This window comes from Pseudomonas sp. NPDC086112 (assembly GCF_044746425.1).
Lineage (GTDB): Bacteria > Pseudomonadota > Gammaproteobacteria > Pseudomonadales > Pseudomonadaceae > Aquipseudomonas.
In genome coordinates this window covers 66,117-82,995 of sequence record NZ_JBIVCD010000021.1, presented here as the reverse complement: position 1 = coordinate 82,995, position 16,879 = coordinate 66,117, and the positions used below count along the sequence as shown (strand labels likewise).

Genomic DNA, 16,879 nt, shown 5'->3' with positions numbered 1-16,879 from the left:
GGTTGATGTGGGGCAATAACTCTCAGCGCAATCCAATGTGGGAGCGGGCTTGCTCGCGAAGGCGGTGTATCAGGCAACATTGACGTCGACTGATACTCCCTCTTCGCGAGCAAGCCCGCTCCCACATTTTGATCTGCGTCTGGGCTAACAAAAAAGGCGACCCGAAGGTCGCCTTTGTAGCCAGCGTTGATCAGAACTCGTGATCAGCGTTGTCCGGGTTCAGGTCGCTGATGCCCAGTTTGCCGGCGGCCGCTTCGATCGAACCGGTCTGCTTGACCAGCGAGGCGATGGCGTCACGCACGATCTGGTTGCCAGCAGTGTTACCGGCAGCGATCAGTTGGTCGTAGTGCTCACCCTTGTTGGCGTGATCGACCATGACCTGAAGCTTGGCTTCGGTGGTAGCCAGGTCGGCTTTCAGGGCGGTGTCGGCTGCCGGGTCGGCTTTGGCGACCAGCGACGACAGGCTGGCGCCGGTCATTTTGCTGCCATCGACGCGGGTGTATTCGCCCAGGTACACGTTACGCACGCCTTTGGCGTCGTAGAAGTGCGAGTTGTGGGTGTTGTCGCTGAAGCAATCCTGTTCGTCTTCCGGGGAGTTGGCTTCCAGGGAAACCTTCATGCGCTCGCCCGCCAGTTCGCCCAAGGACAGGCTGCCCATGCCGAACAGCATTTTGCGCAGGCCGGTTTCAGCCGGTTCCGCTTCCAGGGTGGCGCGGTAGTTGTCGGCCACGTTCGGCTTCCAGTTACCGACCATTTCTTGCAGGTCGTTGACCAGCAATTGGGTCACGGATTTCAGGTAAGCGCGACGACGATCATTGTGACCGCCGGTAGCGCCTTTGCCTTCCAGGTAGTCGGTAGCCGGACGGTTGCCGGCGCCAGGGCCGGTGCCGTTCAGGTCCTGGCCCCAGAGCAGGAATTCGATGGCGTGGTAGCCGGTGGCGACGTTGGCCTCGGAACCGCCCAGCTCGTTCAGGCTGGCGAGTTTTTCCGGGGTGATGTCTTTCACGTCGACCTTGTCTTCGCCGACCTGAACTTTAGTGTTGGCGATGATGTTGGCGGTGGCGCCCGGGTTACCCAGTGCGTGTTCGTAGGATTTGTCGACGTAGTCGATCAGGCCTTCGTCCAGTGGCCAGGCGTTCACCTGACCTTCCCAGTCGTCGATGATGGTGTTGCCGAAGCGGAACACTTCGCTCTGCAGGTAAGGCACGCGGGCCGCAACCCAGGCAGCCTTGGCGGCTTTCAGGGTGTCGGCGTTTGGCTTGGCCAGGAACGCGTCGACGGCGGTTTGCAGGGTTTTCGCGGTGGATTCGGCATCGCTGTAAACGGCGAAGACGATGTCGGCGTAGTGCGCGACCACAGCCTTGGCGGCGGCTTCATCGACTTTACCGGTAGCGGCAGGCGCAGCCGGGGCAGCGGTGCTGGCGGCCGGGGTCGGCGCTTGTGGAGCGGCAGCCTTGTCTTTGCCTTCGCCGCAACCGGCGAGGGAAATAGCGATGGCCAGCAGACTGGCGGTGGCCAGAGGCATACGAATCATGGCGAACATCCTGCTTCGGTGATTGATGGACGCGCGTAGAGGGCGCGCAAAACTGCGACATAATGCAAATCTTTCGCATTCTGTGTAAAGGGTTGTTCCTGTAAATATTTCTTATTCACGCAAAGATGTGGGGCGCATTAAAAGATCGCAGCCTCGTTTCACTCGACAGCTCCTACAGAGGAACGCGGTCCACGTAGGAGCTGCCGAAGACTGCGATCTTTTCGCTATAAAGAAGAACTTACAAGATAGCCGCGTTACTGCGTTGGGCTTGCTTGAGGTAGGCGCTCAATTCCCGTGCCGGCAGCGGTTTGCTGTAGTGATAGCCCTGACCTTCGTGGCAGCCTTCGGAGATGATGTAGGCCTCTTGCTCGGCGGTTTCCACGCCTTCGGCAATCACCTGCATGCCCAGGCTCTTGCCCAGCTGGATGATGGCCCGAACGATGGTCGCATCGTCGTCGTCATCGAGCAGGTCCTGAACGAAGCTCTTGTCGATCTTGATCTTGTCCAGCGGCAGGCTTTTCAGATAACTCAGTGATGAATAACCGGTGCCGAAGTCGTCGATGGCGATCAGTGCGCCGGAGCGACGCAGGCTCAACAAGTGCTGGGCGGCGGTGCTGATGTCTTCCATCAGGCCGGTTTCGGTGACTTCCAGTTCCAGGCTGCGCGGTGGCAGGCGGTACATCTGCAGCAGGTTATTGACCACCCGCGGCAACTCGGCGTGGTGCAATTGCACGGTGGACAGGTTCACCGCCATGCGCAGGTCGAAACCCTGATCGTGCCATTCGCGCAATTGTTTGCAGGCCTGATCCAGCACCCATTCGCCGATAGCGATGATGGTGCCGTTCTGCTCGGCCAACGGAATGAACAGGTCCGGCGGCACTAGCCCGTGTTCGGGATGTTGCCAGCGAATCAACGCCTCGACGCCCACCACGCGATGATCGCGGTAGCTGATCTGCGGCTGGTAGACCAAGTAGAACTGGTCGCGGATCAAGGCATCGCGCAAGTCTTTTTCCAGCTCGCGACGCCGCCGCATTTCCGTGTCGACGCTGGCGATATAGAACTGATAGCGGTTGCGCGAGCGAGTCTTGGCCAGGGTCATGGTCTGCTCGGCTTTTTGCAGCAACTTCTCGGTGCTGTCACCGTCCTCGGGGAACAGGGTGATGCCAATGGTGGCGCGCAGACGGATTTCCTGATGATCGAGGGCGAACGCCGCTTCCAGATCATCAAGAATGCTTTGGGCCAGTTCGGCCGCTTCATAGGGTTGTTCGATGTCGGCCTGGACCAGTGCAAACTGATCGCCACCCAAACGGGCGAGGGCGCCGAGGCGACCGCTGTGAGCCCGCAGGCGATCGGCCAGGGCCAGCAGCAGTTGGTCGCCGGTCTGATAGCTGAACTGTTCGTTGATGCCTTTGAAATCATCGAGCCCGACACACAGCACCGCGACCCGACGCTGCAATTTACCGGCGTCGACGAGGATCTTGTCCAGTTGCTGCTGCAATTGCTGGCGGTTCGGCAAACCGGTGAGGAAGTCGTACTGGGCCATGCGCAGCAGGCTGTTTTCCGCTTCGTGGCGCAGGTGGGTGTTGCGCTCGATGGATTCGAGCAACTGGTTGGCGGTGTTGATCCAGACGCCCAACTCGTTTCTCTCATGCCCCTTGAGCTGGGGAATCTTGTGGGCGCTGGGCCGGTCCGGGTTGATTTCGGTCAGGTGTTCGATAATCCGCGACAGCGGTTTGGTCAGCAGCCAGTGATAGACCAGATACAGCACCAGGGCCATGGCCATGGCGCGCAATACGCCAGAGATGAAGATGATCACGGAACTGACAATGAAGCCCTTGCCGTAGGTGGCGGTGTCGAGGGTAATGCTCAGGTCGCCGTAATACTCGCTGTATGGCCCGCGGCCCACCAGTTGGGTGGTGAAGGTGCGTTCCTGGCCGAGGATCAGATCGGTCAGCCAGCGGCTGTTGGAGTGCTGCAATTCACGGGTTTTTTGCGCGAGCATGGCTTCGTGAGGGTGGCCGATGGAGGCCATGCGCACGGCGTCGTCCTGAAACAGGCCTTCGATCACCTGCATGCCCATTTCCCGGTCCAGGCTGTAGACGGCCTGGGTCGAAGGGTCACGGAACATATCGAGGATGCGCTGGGCATCGCTGGCTACGGCCTGACGTGTTTTGTAGGCATCGAAAACGATCTGCGCGCAGCTCAAGACCACGCCGACGATCAATGCCGACAGGAGCACGACCCGGAGCAACTTCACCGACAAGCTGTTCTTGAGTTCCAGCTTCAAAGGGGTATTCCTTGTTCCGTGCGGGTAGCGTCAAGTTGCCATGAGTATTGGCAATCCCGTGAGGTCAGTCAAAGGGACAATCCAACCCAGGGGATTTTGCCGGTAGCTTGGCCGATAGGCTGTTGTTTGGAGTATTTGCCCTATTAGCACTGTGTCGGTTGTTGAGGCCCTCAACTTGAGGGGCGCGGGACAATTTTTCCTTGTGGTTGATGTTAGACGGCTGTGATGTGAGGGCAAGAGGGCGAATGCCACTCGCGTTGTGGGAAAGCGACCTGATTTTTAATGGAAGCCTCGCCAATCCCATTATGAAATGGAATGGACCGCGTTATCGTTCTTCGCGGGCAAGCCTCGCTCCTACAGGATCATCGACGTTCCCAGATTCAATGCCCCCTGTAGGAGCGAGGCTTGCCCGCGAAGGCGGCTGGAGGAATGTACCCATTTCCCCAGCCCATAAAAAAACCCGGCAAAAGCCGGGTTTTTTGACTGGCGCGAAGCTTAAGCGGTGAAGGTTTTGCCTTCGAACTGCTCAGCCACGAACTTCCAGTTGACCAGGTTCCAGAACGCTTCGACGTACTTCGGACGAAGGTTGCGGTAGTCGATGTAGTAAGCGTGTTCCCAGACGTCGCAGGTCAGCAGCGGGGTGTCGCCGCTGGTCAGCGGGTTGGCGGCGCCGATGGTGCTGGCCAGGGCCAGGGAACCGTCAGCCTTTTTCACCAGCCAGCCCCAACCGGAACCGAAGGTGCCGATGGAGGTTTTGCTGAACTCTTCCTTGAACTTGTCGAACGAACCGAACGCTGCGTTGATGGCATCAGCCAGCGCGCCGGTTGGTTGACCGCCGGCGTTTGGCGCCAGGCAGTTCCAGTAGAACGTGTGGTTCCAGACCTGAGCGGCGTTGTTGAAGATACCGCCCGAGGAAGTCTTGACGATTTCTTCCAGGGTCTTGCCTTCGAACTCGGTGCCTGGCACCAGGTTGTTCAGGTTCACGACATAGGTGTTGTGGTGCTTGTCGTGGTGATACTGCAGAGTTTCCTCTGAAATGTGCGGCTGCAGGGCATCGTGTGCGTAAGGCAGCGGCGGCAATTCGAAAGCCATGATGATTCTCCTAATCAGGTCAGTTGCGGTGAGCGCAAGGCCGATCACGGGCGGCCAGACATGCGCCGGGGAGTTTGTACTCTTTGCGGCGCAGGGATCGGATCATAGCACCGGGGGGGCGGCATAACCACGCAACAACTGTGTGGAATAGAGGTTCCAGAGCCTTTTGGAATAAATCATGAAGCGATGATTAACTGGAACGCTACGGTGAACATCATGACGGCGACCAGCAGGTCGAGGATTCGCCAGGTGCTTGGCCTTGCCAGCCACGGCGCCAGCCATGCCGCGCCAAGGGCTAAAGTGAAAAACCACAGCAATGACGCACTGGCCGCGCCCACCACATAAGCACCGGGTTCGGTTTGTTGAGCGCCGAGGGAGCCGATCAGCAACACGGTGTCCAGATAAACGTGCGGGTTGAGCAACGTCACCGCCAACGCACTGAGCAGCACCGCCCGCAGTGAGCGTACCGTCTGATTTTCACCCTGTTGCAGGCTTTGTTTCGAGCACGCCCTACGCAACGCCAGGCTGCCATACCACAGCAAAAACGCCGCGCCACCCCAACGGGCGATGGCAAGCAGGGTCGGGTTTTGCGCCAGCACCGTCGCCAGCCCGAACACCCCGGCGGCCACCAGCAGCGCATCGCAGGTCACACAGAGTGCAGCCACCGGCAGGTGATGTTCACGCCGAAGGCTCTGCGCCAACACGAATGCATTCTGGGTGCCGATCGCCATGATCAGCCCCGCGGCCACCAACAGGCCGTTCACATAGCTTTGCCACATACGTTTTACTCCGCGTTGGACGCCAGATCCCGCAGTACCTGCAGGGCGCGTTCGGCATCGGCCTGGCCGACGAACAAATGATCGTGGTAATACCCGGCGATCACGTTGCAACTGATGCCGGCCTGGCCCAGCGCCGTGGCGAATGCGGCAGTCAGGCCGACGGCTTCGAGGGCCGAGTGCACGTTCAAGGTGATCCAGGCGGCGACATAATCGAAGCTGAAACCGGCCTTTTCAGCGTGGGAACGTTCCAGAATCACCGTCAGGCCTTCCCGTTCTCGAAAGCTGCCGACAATCTCAAGCCCGGCGGGCAACTTGCCGTCGCGCAACGTGCAGAACACGTATTCGCCATCGTTGAGTTGCGGGCTCATGCTGCGCAGCAGGGTTGCCAATGACGTTTCGCCAGCCATGTCGGTGATCCTTTCTCAAGAGTTCTTGCTGGCCATTCTCCGGTTGAAGGCTGTATAAGAAAAACCAATAGTGCTGATCGCCCATTAGGAAAACTGATGTTCGACTACAAATTACTTTCCGCGCTCGCCGCCGTCATCGAGCAGGCCGGATTCGAACGCGCCGCGCAGGTATTGGGTTTGTCCCAATCGGCGATCTCCCAGCGGATCAAACTGCTGGAGGCACGGGTTGGCCAACCGGTGCTGGTGCGGGTCACACCCCCGGCGCCGACGGAGATTGGCCGGCGCTTGCTCAACCATGTGCAGCAAGTGCGATTGCTTGAGCGGGATCTACAAACGTTGGTCCCGGCGCTGGACGAAGAAGGCCTGCCGGAACGCCTGCGTATCGCGCTGAATGCCGACAGCCTTGCCACTTGGTGGGCAGAGGCGGTGGGCGACTTTTGTGCGGAACAACATTTGCTGCTCGATTTGGTGGTGGAAGACCAGACCGTCGGCCTTAAACGCATGCGCGCAGGCGAAGTGGCGGGGTGTGTCTGTGCAAGTGAGCGGCCGGTGGCCGGCGCGCGCAGCGTTCTGTTGGGGGCTATGCGTTACCGTGCGATGGCGAGCCCGGCGTTCATTGCCCGGCATTTTCCCGAAGGTGTGCGCGCCGACCAGTTGGCCAAAACCCCGGCCCTGGTGTTTGGCCCGGATGATTTCCTACAGCATCGCTACCTCGCCTCCCTCGGTGTGGACGGCGGTTTCGAACACCATTTATGCCCATCGTCCGAAGGGTTTCTTCGTCTTACGGAAGCGGGGCTTGGCTGGGGCCTGGTGCCTGAATTGCAGGTGCGCGAGCAACTGGAACGCGGCCAATTGCAGGAGCTTTTGCCAGATAAGCCGATCGATGTGCCGCTGTACTGGCATCATTGGCGCAACGGCGGTCAGCTGTTGGGGTTACTAACCGATCAATTGGTGCACTCGTCGAAGCAATGGCTGGTGCCGTTGGACTGACGGGCAGCGTCAAGACCTCACGCCCTACGCCCTACGCCCTACGCAATATGCAAAGCGCAAAACGTAAAACGAAATATTCGGAGCAATTCATGAAAATTCTGGTCACCGGCGCAAGCGGCTTCATTGGCGGGCGCTTTGCGCGTTTCGCCCTGGAGCAGGGCCTGGACGTGCGGGTCAACGGTCGCCGGGCCGAGAGTGTCGAGCATCTGGTGCGTCGTGGCGCCGAGTTCATTCAGGGCGACTTGAGCGACCCGCAACTGGCGCGCGACCTGTGTTCAGACGTCGAAGCCGTGGTCCATTGCGCCGGCGCTGTGGGTTTGTGGGGGCGCTATCAGGACTTTCATCAAGGCAACGTCGAAGTCACCGAGAACGTGGTCGAAGCCTGTCTGAAACAGCGGGTTCGGCGCCTGGTGCACTTGTCGTCACCGTCGATCTACTTCGATGGCCGTGATCATCTGGGGTTGACCGAAGAGCAGGTGCCCAAGCGCTTCAAGCATCCCTACGCAGCGACCAAATACCTGGCCGAGCAAAAAGTCTTCGGCGCGCAGGAATTCGGCCTCGAAACCCTGGCCCTGCGCCCGCGTTTCGTGACGGGCGCCGGCGATATGAGCATTTTCCCGAGATTGCTGAAAATGCAGCGCAAAGGGCGGTTGGCGATTATCGGCAACGGCCTGAACAAGGTTGATTTCACCAGCGTGCAAAACCTCAATGAAGCGTTGCTCAGCAGCTTGCTGGCCAGCGGTTCGGCCTTGGGCAAGGCCTACAACATCAGCAACGGAGCGCCGGTTCCGTTGTGGGATGTGGTCAATTACGTGATGCGCCAAATGGATGTCCCACAGGTTACCCGCTACCGTTCCTACGGTTTGGCCTACAGCCTTGCCGCGCTCAACGAGGGCGTGTGCAAGCTGTGGCCCGGTCGTCCCGAGCCGACGCTATCGCGGCTGGGCATGCAGGTCATGAACAAAAACTTCACCCTGGACATCAGCCGCGCACGGCATTATCTGGACTACGATCCGAAAGTCAGCCTCTGGACCGCCCTCGATGAGTTCTGCGGTTGGTGGAAGGTTCAGGACATTCGCTGACACACAAGGGCAGCCCTGACTGAACCGAGTTCGGGGTTCAGGGTCAACCGGTGCGGCAGCGGGGGTTATACTTCGCCGCATCAAGCCATCACCGCGTTCCACAAAGGTTGACCCTAATGCCCATGCGTAACGATGCCAACGACGACTTCGACGATGTCCCGAGCCTGCGCGCCAGCAGCCTCGATGACGATGATTTTCCGACCACCGCTCGCACTTCCGTGCATTCGCGCACCGCACCGGTGGTCAAGGTCAAAGGCCCGAGCACCGGCCCTTTGTGGGCATTGGTCGGCGCGTTGTTCTTTGCCTTCGCCGGCCTTGCCTGGTGGAGTTTTCAGCAGATCTCGCTGATGGAACAGCAACTGGTGGCGACCCAGGAAAGTTTCGCGCGCATCAGTGAGGAAGCGGCGGGGCGCTTGCAGGACATTTCCGGCAAGGTCGTGGCCAGTCAGTCCAATGTCAACACCGGCAGTGAAGCGTTGAAGCTGCAAATCAAACAGCTTGAAGGCAAACTCCAGGACCAGAGCAAGCAGCTGGAAAGTAAGCTTCAGGACCAGAGCAAACAGCAGCAAGGCGTCCTCGGCCAGACCTCCGAACTGGACAAGCGCCTGGCGCAAATGACCGCGCAAGCCACCGAACAACAAACCGCCAATGCTCAGTTGCAGGCCCAGGTCAAAGCCTTGAGCGGCGAACTGGCCGCGTTGAAGAACGCGTCGGCCGATAGCAGCCAAATCGATGCCCAGCTCAAAAGCCTGGGTGCCGACATTACCGCGCTGAAGAGGCAAGGCAACCCGAGCGCCGCCATCGAGCGCCTGGAGCAAGACATGATCGTGCTCAAAAGCCAACAGGACAACCGCCCGGCCGCCGCACAAGGTGGCACCAACACCGCCGAGTTCGACGCCTTCCGCGGCCAGGTCACCCGCAACATCAACACCCTGCAGGCGCAGATTCAGAATCTGCAGCAACAGCTGCGCACCCGGCCTTAGATCACACAACCTGTAGCAGCTGGCGCAGCCTGCGTTCGGCTGCGAAGTAGTCGTAATCCAGACGCCGCGGTTTGTCTGATACAACTCGGTGCCTGTTTTCACGACTGCTGCGCAGCCGAACGCAGGCTGCGCCAGCTGCTACAGGTAGAGACCTGCGTTTTCCTGAATATTCATACATAGCCCCAAGCCGTCTACGCTCTTGAAACACTAACAAGAACGGGGGAATGCGCCATGGGGGGGCTTCACAAGCTGGCCTTGCTGGGCGGGTTGTTTTTGCTGTACCTGTCGCCGATTCACGCCGCCACGACGGAAAAGGCTGACAGCCAGGCCGCCGCCCATGGCACCAACCTGCGACTGATCAATACCGACTTCGGCAAGATCAAGGACCCGGAAGGCAAACCGGTGGGCGAGCCGATTCTGGCGCTGATGGCCAAACAGGATGACGGCGAATACGAATACCGCTGGAAAAACCCGGTGACCGGCAAGGTCGAAGACAAGCATGCCTACCTGAAAAAGGTCGGGCATTTTCTGGTGGCGGTGGGGTATTACAGCCCTTGATTCGGTGGTGTCCGGGCTGACGTCTTCGCGGGCAAGCCTCGCTCCTACAGGAATTCACGATCCCTTGTAGGAGCGAGGCTCGCCCGCGAAGGCCGCACCTCGGTCTATCTACCGAACCTTGTCCTCCCGCCCCCGCAACACTCTATTGGGCATAGCAATCGCCGCCGCCAGCCCCAGCAGCGACACCGCGGCGCTAACCATCAGCAAATGCCGGAAGGTCAGCAGCAGCTCTGCGCGCAAGGCGTCCTGCGCATCCCCCGGCGCGGCGTTCAATCCATCCAGCAAGACATTCCCCGAACTCCCCTCGGCCATCAGCGACGAGCCGGCCAGGTGCGCAAAACTCGAATCCTGTAACAACGCCAGCAGCAGCGCCGACATTAACGCCACACCCATTGCGCCGCCCAGAGAGCGGAACAGATTGGTGGTGCTGGTGGCGACGCCGATGTCCCGTTGTTCCACTGAGTTTTGCGTGCCCACCAACGATGTGGGGAACTGCATGCCGCTGGCGATACCACTGAGCAACATGAACAGACTGCTCAGCACAAACGCCTGAGGCGCACTGAACGCCATGCCGAGAATCGAGAACGGCATCAGCAGGGCGCCAGTCAGGATCATCGGTTTATAGCGACCGCTCACCGAGGTCTGGCGTCCGGCAAAGTACGCGCCTATTGGCAAACCCATGGCCAGCGGCAACAGGTGCAGCGCGGCGCTGTCAGCCCCGGCGCCGGTGACGCTCTGGAAGCGCAGCGGCATCAGCACGATCAAGGAAATCGCCTGGAAACTGGTGAAGAAAATCGTGCACCAGCAAAGAATCGCACTGCGGTTGGCAAACAAGTGCATCGGCAGCAACGGTTCCCGCGCCCGCTGTTCATGCCAGACAAACACGGCCAGCACCACCACCGCACAACCGAGCAAGGCCGATACTTCGGCGCTGCGCCACGAATGGCCCTGGCCGACCTGAGTGATGCCCAGCAACAACGCCGTCAGGCCGATGATCATCAGCAATGTGCCGAAGTAATCGATGATCGGCTTGCGCTGCGGCACGGGCAAACCCACCAGCGTACGGTGGGCCACCCACAAGGCACCCAGGCCCAATGGAAGGTTGATCAGAAATACCCAGCGCCAGGACAGGTATTCGGTCATGTAGCCACCGAGAACCGGGCCGGCCACGCTGGCCACCGCATACATGCTGCTGAAGTAACCCTGATAGCGTCCGCGTTCGCGGGGGGGAACGATGTCGCCGATGATTGCCTGGCTCACCGAAATCATCCCGCCGGCGCCGATGCCCTGAAGAATCCGCGCCAGCACCAGTTGCTCCATGCTCTGCGCCATGCCGCAGAACAACGACGCCAGGGTGAACACCCCCATGCCGAACAGCATCAACTTGCGGCGCCCATACAGGTCGCCGAGTTTGCCGTAGATCGGCACCGCCACGGTCATCGCCACCATGTACCCGGAAATCACCCAGGCCAGCAGGCTGACATCCTTGAACTGCGCGGAGATGGCCGGCATTGATACAGCGACGATGGTCTGGTCCAGCGCGCCCAGAAAAATCGCCAGCATCAGGGCGATCAGCACGCTGCGAATGGCCGGTTTGGGCGTTTCAGGCTGGTTGAGATTGGTCACGGGTAAAACCTGCGGGCAGTAATGGGCCCGCAGCAGGCAAGGCGAGCGGGATGCTCGCCAGTGTAAGTCGGTAGCAGGCTATTCGATAGCCTCGTATGGAAGGCCAACGTAATTTTCGGCGATGGTTTTTCGGCCCGCCTCGGAGTCCACGAAATAGGCCAGCTCCGATTCGCTGATGCGCTGGCTGAACGCGTCGTGCTCGTCGAAGCGATGCAACATCGAGGTCATCCACCAGGAAAACCGCTCGGCTTTCCATACCCGCCGCAAGCAAACCTCGGAATACTTCTCCAGCAAATCCACACGCCCTTCGCGGTAAACCTTCAGCAGAATATTGAACAGCGTACTGACATCGCTGGCCGCCAGGTTCAGGCCCTTGGCGCCGGTGGGCGGGACGATGTGGGCGGCGTCGCCGACCAGGAACATCCGCCCGTACTGCATCGGCTCGACCACGAAGCTGCGCAGCGGCGCGATGCTTTTTTCGATCGACGGGCCGGTCACCAGCGTGTCGGCGAGGGCGGCAGGCAGACGGGATTTGAGCTCATCCCAGAAGCGTTGGTCAGACCAATCCTCGACTTTGTCCTGGGCCGGTACCTGGAGGTAGTAACGGGTACGTGTCGGCGAACGCATGCTGCACAACGCAAAACCACGTTCATGCCGCGCATAGACCAACTCTTCGTGCACCGGCGGCGTGTCGGCGAGAATCCCCAACCATCCGAACGGATAAACCCGCTCGAACACCTTCAGGCTGTCGGCAGGGATCGACTGCCGCGCCACGCCATGAAAACCGTCGCAACCGGCGATGTAGTCACAATCGAGTCGATACGTTTCGCCGTCCTTGTCGAAGGTGACAAAGGGTTCAGCGGTTTTCATGCCGTGAGGGACGACATTACTGGCTTCGTAGATCGTCTGTGCACCGGCGTCCCGACGAGCGGCCATCAGGTCGCGGGTGACCTCGGTCTGGCCATAGATCGTTACGGTTTTGCCGCCCGTCAGCGCCTGCAAATCGATATGTACCCGGCGCCCGTCGAGGGCCAGTTCGAAGCCTGTATGGACCAGCCCTTCGGCATCCATGCGCTGACCCACTCCGGCCTGACGCAACAGCTCTACCATGCCTTGTTCGAGGACACCGGCGCGGATGCGTCCGAGCACGTAGTCCGGGGTCTGGCGTTCGAGGATCAAGGTGTCGATGCCGGCGTTATGCAGCAATTGGCCGAGTAGCAAGCCAGAGGGGCCGGCACCGATGATGGCGACTTGGGTTTTCAGTGTTTTCATTGTTTTTATGACTCGCAAGCTCCACACGGCCAAGGCCGGTGAATGATTTTTATGGATCGAGTACTTGCATTTTTCACTTGCGAGTCTGTCAATTGAAGGGGAAAACTGAGCCGATACCTGTACATTCTGCCAATCGGTGCGATTATCGCCCCGTTACCCTCGAGGCCTGGATTGAAGTGATGAACAAGCCTGACCTGCCATCGATTCCGGTGTTCAAACTCTACGGTGAAAGCCTGGACTGGCCGACCCCTGACTTGTTGCACTGTGAAACCATTTCCAAACGCAGCCGCGAACATCAATGGGAAATCAAACCCCACCGCCACGCCGATTTGTGTCAGTTACTCTTCGTTTTCAAAGGTCAGGCAGAGCTTGAGATCGAAGGCAAACGCTCACAATTGACTGAGCCGGCCATCCTGATTCTGCCGCCGTTATCGGTGCATGGTTATCGGTTTTCCGAGGACGTCGAAGGTTTCGTCGTCACGCTGGCCGCGCCGCTGATCGCCCACCTGCAAGCACAACTGGGCAATTCGGTGAACGCTCTGGCACAGGCCGAAAGCTACCCGGCGGGCAAGGACAGCGAGTACCTCAACAGCCTGTTTTCAGCGCTGCAAAGCGAGTACACCGGCCATCAACCGGCGCGGGAAATGCTCATGCATTCGCTGGTCAGCGTGATTATGGTGTGGATCAGCCGCCAGGTGATTCAGCGCCAAACCGCCACCCAGCGTCCGCAGCGGGCTCGGGAATACCTCAACGGCTTTATTCAGCTGGTGGAAGAAACCTATCGCCAGCACGTCAAGGTCGAGGACCTGGCTCATCGGCTGGGGATTTCCGTGTCCCACCTCAACGGCACGTGCCGTGAACTGGCGGGGCAACCGGCGTTGCAGATCATGCATGAGCGTCAATTGCTGGAGGCCAAGCGCTTGCTGACCTACACCAGCATGACCATTTATGAAATGTCCGACGTGTTGGGGTTTTCCGATCCGACCAACTTCACACGCCTGTTCAGGCGTCGCGTGGGGATTTCGCCCAAGGCCTTTCGCGACCGTTTGAAGGCCGATCAGGACAACGAGGCCTGAACCCCTTCGTCATCGGAGGGCGTTGAGGGTCGCGTTGTGGGGAATGCAGCGCTCGAAGTTGCAGCTCGCAAAGTCACGGGGCTGTTGTCGCAACTGCTCGACACGCCAGGCGGCTGTGCCATACAGCGCCAGTGTCGCCGCGCAAGTGATGAAAATGGCGAGGTATCTTCTTGTTTTTATGTTCATGGCGTTGACCTCTGAACGAATACCTTTCGGTACTGCTTTGAGCATAGGTCAGCGGTGATGAGTTGCCAGCAAAGCGGCCTTCGCGTTTAACGCGATATTCAGAACATTGATGCCCCCTTGTGGGAGCGGGCTTGCTCGCGAATGCGGTGTGACATTCAACAATGATGTCGACTGATCCACCGCTTTCGCGGGCAAGCCCGCTCCCACAGGGGGTCTGTGTGTTGAAGGGGAAAGCAATCCCTCCATTGATCCGGTTACAGGCCTAGATCCCATTCAGGTTCTTCGGGAAATCTGAGCACCAAAAAATCCAGCATGCTGCGCAACGCCGCCGGCATGTGTTTGCGTGAGGCATACACCGCATAGATATTCAGCTGCCGGGGCTCGGCCTGGGGCAACAGGCGGATCAGTTCGCCGCTGTGGATATGCACGCCGGCCAGGTAACTGGGCAGCATCGCCACGCCGGCCCCGGCCATCGCCGCGCGCAACAGCGTGCTGGCTTCGTTGGCGCTGATGTTGCCCTGCACCGGCACCGAGACGGGCTCGCCGTCCTGTTCGAAATGCCAGAGGCTCTTGCCGAAGTAGGAGTGGGTCAAGCAATTGTGCAGGCTCAGGTCCTCGACCCGTTGCGGCGTCGGGTGCTCGCGCAGGTACGCGGGGGAGGCGCAGATCACCGAGCGGCAAACCGTCAGCCGCCGGGCGATCAGGTTCGGGTCCAGGTCATTGCTGGTGCGGATGGCGAGGTCGATGCGTTCATCCACCAGGTTCACCGTGCGGTCGAGCATTTGCATATCGATGCTGACGCCGGGGTAACGTTTGACGTAAGCCGCCATGGCGTCTGCCAGTTGGGCCTGGCCGAACGAGGTGCTGACGCTGATCCGCAGCAGACCTCGTGGTGCGTCGTCCGGCTCGCTGACGGCGGCTTGCATGTCGGTGGACAACTCGAGCATCTGCCGACAGCGCGGCAGGATCTCGCTGCCGGCGGTGGTCAGGCTCAATTTGCGCGTGGTGCGGTGCATCAGGCGCGCGCCGACCCAATCCTCCAGCTCCGCCAGATACCGGGAAACCACCGGCCGTGACAGGTCCAGGTGATCGGCGGCGGCCGATTGGCTGCCCAGGTCCACCACCGTAACGAACACCCGCATTGCTTGTAGACGATCCATGATTTGCCCGCTTTCAGAAACAAACTATGTTCAAGCATCGCATTTTTTGTATCGAACCAGGCAACTAAGCTCTGTCCCATCGCCAAGCATGGCATTCGGACAACGGAGCAACAGATGATCGGCTTCACTTCAATCAAACGCATTCTTCTGGCAACCGCCACGCTCGGCTTCGCGGCCCATGCCGCGGCGGCGTCCACCCTGACGCTGGACGTCTACAACCCAGGCACCAATGCGATCTTCCCGGTGACCTCGGTACTGGTCAGCGGCGAGAAGGAAGCGATTCTGCTGGACGCGCAATTCGGCAAAGCCCAGGCCGAACAGGTGGTGGAAAAAATCCGCGCCAGCGGCAAACAGCTGACCAGCATCTACATCAGCCACGGTGACCCGGATTACTACTTCGGCCTCGATACCGTGACCCAGGCGTTCCCGAAAGCCAAAGTGCTGGCCTCGGAACCGACTGTTGATCACATCAAAAAAACCGTCGACGGCAAACTGGCGTTCTGGGGCCCGAAAATGGGCGCTGACGTGCCGAACAAAACCATCGTGCCGCAGGTGCTCAAGGGCGACAGCCTGATGCTGGAAGGGCAGAAATTGCAGGTGATCGGCCTGGACGGCAAGCAGCCGGATCGCAGCTTTGTGTGGATCCCGTCGATCAAGGCTGTGGTCGGTGGCGTGGTCGTCGCCGAAAACATTCACGTGTGGATGGCTGACACCCAGACCCCGCAATCCCATGCCGATTGGCTGACGACGCTGCAGGCGATTGAAGCGCTGAAGCCGAACACCATCGTGCCAGGTCACTACCTCGGTGAGAGCGCTCGCTCTCTGGCGGCGGTGCAGTTCACCGCCGATTACATCAAGGCGTTCGACGAAGAAACCGCCAAGGCGAAAGATGCTGCCGAACTGATCGCCGCGATGAAAAAACGCTACCCGACCCTGGGCGAAGAAAGCTCACTCGAGCTGAGCGCCAAAGTCGCCAAGGGCGAGATGAAGTGGTAATCCGCTGAGATTTTGAGGCGAGGGGGGGACGCAGACCCTGTAGGAGCGAGGCTTGCCCGCGAAGAATGCACCGCGGTTTTTCAGGTATTACGCGTCATCGTTCTTCGCGGGCAAGCCTCGCTCCTACAGGTTCTGCGTCTAAATTGCCCCCTCGCCACAAAAAGCCCTGAGTCACACCTATACAGATTCACCCACGCCAACTGGAGAAACGTCATGAGCAACATCGCAATCATCGGTGCCACCGGTCGTGCCGGTAGCCAACTGTTGGAAGAAGCCCTGCGTCGCGGTCACAGCGTCACCGCCATCGCCCGCGACACCTCGAAAATCGCCCCGCGTGCCGGTGTCGTGAGCAAAAACGTGGACGTGCTCGACGCTGCTGCATTGCAGGCCGCCGTGGCCGGGCATGATGCGGTGATCAGCGGTGCGCACTTCTCCACCATCCCCGCCAGCGCCGTCATCGAGCCGGGGAAGAAGGCCGGGGTCAAGCGTCTGCTGGTGGTCGGCGGTGCCGGTTCGCTGTTGCTGCCGGGCGGCGGCCGGGTGATCGACAGCGAAGGCTTCCCGGAGGAATACAAGGCCGAGGCCAGCGCCGGTGCCGCGTTCCTGAATACCTTGCGTCAGGAACAGGACCTGGACTGGACCTTCCTGTCGCCGTCGGCAGAGTTTGTCGAAGGTGAGCGCATGGGTACGTTTCGAATCGGCAAGGATGACTTGCTGGTGAGTGCGCAGGGCCGCAGCTGGATCACCTTCGCAGACTTCGCGATTGCGCTGCTTGATGAAGTGCAAACACCGAAGCATTCCCGCCAGCGGTTTACTGTCGGGTATTGATGGCGCGGCTTAAATCATTCGCG

General features: G+C 59.8%; 14 protein-coding genes and 1 pseudogene. 7 read left to right on the top strand and 8 right to left on the bottom strand.

The annotated features are described in order from the left end of the window. Positions 1-190: 190 nt before the first annotated feature. The 5 genes from ACIPLA_RS16380 to ACIPLA_RS16360 all read right to left on the bottom strand — a co-directional run bounded on the left by ACIPLA_RS16380 (position 191) and on the right by ACIPLA_RS16360 (position 6,099). Positions 191-1,534 carry an imelysin family protein gene (locus ACIPLA_RS16380; protein ID WP_123500723.1) on the bottom strand — a complete coding sequence of 448 codons (1,344 nt, stop codon included), beginning with the start codon at positions 1,532-1,534 and terminating at the stop codon, positions 191-193. 238 nt (positions 1,535-1,772) lie between these two features. Then, complete coding sequence (locus ACIPLA_RS16375; protein WP_401174166.1) at positions 1,773-3,821, bottom strand: putative bifunctional diguanylate cyclase/phosphodiesterase; 2,049 nt, start codon at positions 3,819-3,821, stop codon at positions 1,773-1,775. A 495-nt stretch (positions 3,822-4,316) separates the two neighbouring features. Then, positions 4,317-4,913: a superoxide dismutase gene (locus tag ACIPLA_RS16370; protein ID WP_401174163.1), complete on the bottom strand. Its 597-nt coding sequence runs from the start codon at positions 4,911-4,913 to the stop codon at positions 4,317-4,319. A 176-nt stretch (positions 4,914-5,089) separates the two neighbouring features. Continuing rightward, positions 5,090-5,692, bottom strand: coding sequence for a LysE/ArgO family amino acid transporter (locus tag ACIPLA_RS16365; RefSeq protein WP_038981898.1), 603 nt, complete (start codon positions 5,690-5,692; stop codon positions 5,090-5,092). 5 nt (positions 5,693-5,697) lie between these two features. Beyond that, the gene (locus ACIPLA_RS16360) at positions 5,698-6,099 is read right to left on the bottom strand and encodes an ACT domain-containing protein (protein ID WP_038981899.1); all 402 of its coding nucleotides are present in this window, start codon (positions 6,097-6,099) and stop codon (positions 5,698-5,700) included. Between the two features lie 96 nt (positions 6,100-6,195). On the opposite strand from ACIPLA_RS16360, the gene ACIPLA_RS16355 reads away from it, so the two are divergent. The 4 genes and pseudogenes from ACIPLA_RS16355 to ACIPLA_RS16340 form a co-directional block, all read left to right on the top strand. After that, positions 6,196-7,089 (top strand): LysR family transcriptional regulator ArgP, encoded by an 894-nt coding sequence (locus ACIPLA_RS16355; RefSeq protein ID WP_123500717.1) that lies wholly within the window; start codon positions 6,196-6,198, stop codon positions 7,087-7,089. A gap of 89 nt (positions 7,090-7,178) precedes the next feature. After that, positions 7,179-8,171 carry an NAD(P)-dependent oxidoreductase gene (locus ACIPLA_RS16350; RefSeq protein WP_218398008.1) on the top strand — a complete coding sequence of 331 codons (993 nt, stop codon included), beginning with the start codon at positions 7,179-7,181 and terminating at the stop codon, positions 8,169-8,171. Between the two features lie 116 nt (positions 8,172-8,287). Then, positions 8,288-9,154 (top strand): ATPase, encoded by an 867-nt coding sequence (locus ACIPLA_RS16345; protein WP_218398006.1) that lies wholly within the window; start codon positions 8,288-8,290, stop codon positions 9,152-9,154. 333 nt (positions 9,155-9,487) lie between these two features. Continuing rightward, positions 9,488-9,712, top strand: a pseudogene (locus ACIPLA_RS16340) (cache domain-containing protein); the annotation flags it as partial. A gap of 108 nt (positions 9,713-9,820) precedes the next feature. Here the strand turns inward: ACIPLA_RS16340 and ACIPLA_RS16335 are convergent. Together ACIPLA_RS16335 and pobA are read right to left on the bottom strand one after the other, a co-directional pair. Then, a complete protein-coding gene (locus ACIPLA_RS16335; RefSeq protein ID WP_218398004.1) occupies positions 9,821-11,338 on the bottom strand; it encodes an MDR family MFS transporter in 1,518 nt (505 codons plus the stop codon). Positions 11,339-11,416: 78 nt separating this feature from the next. Continuing rightward, positions 11,417-12,601, bottom strand: a complete 1,185-nt coding sequence (gene pobA / locus ACIPLA_RS16330; RefSeq protein WP_218398037.1) for a 4-hydroxybenzoate 3-monooxygenase — start codon at positions 12,599-12,601, stop codon at positions 11,417-11,419. Positions 12,602-12,789: 188 nt separating this feature from the next. Here pobA and ACIPLA_RS16325 point away from each other — a divergent pair, with 188 nt between their 5' ends. Further along, positions 12,790-13,686, top strand: coding sequence for a helix-turn-helix domain-containing protein (locus ACIPLA_RS16325; RefSeq protein WP_401174156.1), 897 nt, complete (start codon positions 12,790-12,792; stop codon positions 13,684-13,686). A gap of 440 nt (positions 13,687-14,126) precedes the next feature. On the opposite strand, the gene ACIPLA_RS16320 is transcribed toward ACIPLA_RS16325, so the two are convergent. Continuing rightward, complete coding sequence (locus tag ACIPLA_RS16320) at positions 14,127-15,032, bottom strand: LysR family transcriptional regulator (protein WP_218398000.1); 906 nt, start codon at positions 15,030-15,032, stop codon at positions 14,127-14,129. 114 nt (positions 15,033-15,146) lie between these two features. Here ACIPLA_RS16320 and ACIPLA_RS16315 point away from each other — a divergent pair, with 114 nt between their 5' ends. Together ACIPLA_RS16315 and ACIPLA_RS16310 are read left to right on the top strand one after the other, a co-directional pair. After that, a complete protein-coding gene (locus ACIPLA_RS16315) occupies positions 15,147-16,028 on the top strand; it encodes an MBL fold metallo-hydrolase (RefSeq protein ID WP_218397998.1) in 882 nt (293 codons plus the stop codon). Between the two features lie 213 nt (positions 16,029-16,241). After that, positions 16,242-16,856 (top strand): NAD(P)-dependent oxidoreductase, encoded by a 615-nt coding sequence (locus ACIPLA_RS16310; RefSeq protein ID WP_401174151.1) that lies wholly within the window; start codon positions 16,242-16,244, stop codon positions 16,854-16,856. The last annotated feature ends 23 nt before the right edge of the window (positions 16,857-16,879 follow it).

Bases quoted from the DNA above. Each gene is read 5' to 3' on its own strand.
- ACIPLA_RS16380 (WP_123500723.1), bottom strand. From the start codon at position 1,534: ATGATTCGTATGCCTCTGGCCACCGCCAGTCTGCTGGCCATCGCTATT.
- ACIPLA_RS16370 (WP_401174163.1), bottom strand. From the start codon at position 4,913: ATGGCTTTCGAATTGCCGCCGCTGCCTTACGCACACGATGCCCTGCAG.
- ACIPLA_RS16365 (WP_038981898.1), bottom strand. From the start codon at position 5,692: ATGTGGCAAAGCTATGTGAACGGCCTGTTGGTGGCCGCGGGGCTGATC.
- ACIPLA_RS16360 (WP_038981899.1), bottom strand. From the start codon at position 6,099: ATGGCTGGCGAAACGTCATTGGCAACCCTGCTGCGCAGCATGAGCCCG.
- ACIPLA_RS16355 (WP_123500717.1), top strand. From the start codon at position 6,196: ATGTTCGACTACAAATTACTTTCCGCGCTCGCCGCCGTCATCGAGCAG.
- ACIPLA_RS16350 (WP_218398008.1), top strand. From the start codon at position 7,179: ATGAAAATTCTGGTCACCGGCGCAAGCGGCTTCATTGGCGGGCGCTTT.
- ACIPLA_RS16345 (WP_218398006.1), top strand. From the start codon at position 8,288: ATGCCCATGCGTAACGATGCCAACGACGACTTCGACGATGTCCCGAGC.
- ACIPLA_RS16325 (WP_401174156.1), top strand. From the start codon at position 12,790: ATGAACAAGCCTGACCTGCCATCGATTCCGGTGTTCAAACTCTACGGT.
- ACIPLA_RS16320 (WP_218398000.1), bottom strand. From the start codon at position 15,032: ATGGATCGTCTACAAGCAATGCGGGTGTTCGTTACGGTGGTGGACCTG.
- ACIPLA_RS16315 (WP_218397998.1), top strand. From the start codon at position 15,147: ATGATCGGCTTCACTTCAATCAAACGCATTCTTCTGGCAACCGCCACG.
- ACIPLA_RS16310 (WP_401174151.1), top strand. From the start codon at position 16,242: ATGAGCAACATCGCAATCATCGGTGCCACCGGTCGTGCCGGTAGCCAA.